Source organism: Rhizobium sp. RHZ02 (assembly GCF_014851575.1).
GTDB classification, from domain to species: domain Bacteria; phylum Pseudomonadota; class Alphaproteobacteria; order Rhizobiales; family Rhizobiaceae; genus Rhizobium; species Rhizobium altiplani.
This window is the reverse complement of record NZ_JACUZX010000071.1, coordinates 1-1,179: the sequence shown is the minus strand read 5'-3', so window position 1 is coordinate 1,179 and position 1,179 is coordinate 1. Positions and strand designations below refer to the sequence as shown.

Annotated in this window: 1 protein-coding gene; it reads left to right on the top strand. The window is 60.7% G+C overall.

Translation table 11 applies throughout. The features are described from left to right. The first annotated feature begins 3 nt into the window (after window positions 1-3). A complete protein-coding gene (tuf, locus tag IB244_RS31525; RefSeq protein ID WP_018857113.1) occupies window positions 4-1,179 on the top strand; it encodes an elongation factor Tu in 1,176 nt (391 codons plus the stop codon).

Sequence of the window (1,179 nt, the reverse complement as noted above, 5' to 3'; positions counted from 1 at the left end):
CAAATGGCAAAGAGTAAGTTTGAGCGCAACAAGCCGCACGTTAACATCGGCACGATCGGCCACGTTGACCACGGCAAGACGTCTCTGACGGCAGCGATCACGAAGTACTTCGGCGAGTTCAAGGCGTACGACCAGATCGACGCGGCTCCGGAAGAAAAGGCTCGCGGCATCACCATTTCGACGGCACACGTCGAATACGAGACCCCGAACCGCCACTATGCCCACGTTGACTGCCCCGGCCACGCCGACTACGTCAAGAACATGATCACCGGTGCTGCGCAGATGGACGGCGCGATCCTGGTTTGCTCGGCTGCCGACGGCCCGATGCCGCAGACCCGCGAGCACATCCTGCTTGCTCGCCAGGTTGGCGTTCCGGCGATCGTCGTGTTCCTCAACAAGGTCGACCAGGTTGACGACGCCGAGCTTCTCGAACTCGTCGAGCTCGAAGTTCGCGAACTTCTGTCGTCCTACGACTTCCCGGGCGACGACATTCCGGTCATCAAGGGCTCGGCTCTTGCCGCTCTCGAAGACTCCGACAAGAAGATCGGCGAAGACGCGATCCGCGAGCTGATGGCAGCTGTTGACGCCTACATCCCAACGCCTGAGCGTCCGATCGACCAGCCGTTCCTGATGCCGATCGAAGACGTGTTCTCGATCTCGGGCCGTGGTACGGTTGTAACCGGCCGCGTCGAGCGCGGTATCGTCAAGGTTGGCGAAGAAGTCGAAATCGTCGGCATCCGCCCGACCTCGAAGACGACGGTTACCGGCGTTGAAATGTTCCGTAAGCTGCTCGACCAGGGCCAGGCTGGCGACAACATCGGTGCTCTGGTTCGCGGTGTGAACCGTGACGGCGTCGAGCGTGGTCAGATCCTGTGCAAGCCGGGCTCTGTCAAGCCGCACAAGAAGTTCAAGGCTGAAGCCTACATCCTGACGAAGGAAGAAGGCGGCCGTCATACGCCGTTCTTCACCAACTACCGTCCGCAGTTCTACTTCCGCACGACGGACGTCACCGGCATCGTCACCCTGCCGGAAGGCACGGAAATGGTTATGCCTGGCGACAACGTCACTGTAGACGTCGAGCTGATCGTTCCGATCGCGATGGAAGAAAAGCTGCGCTTCGCTATCCGCGAAGGCGGCCGTACCGTCGGCGCCGGCATCGTCGCCTCGATCGTCGAGTAA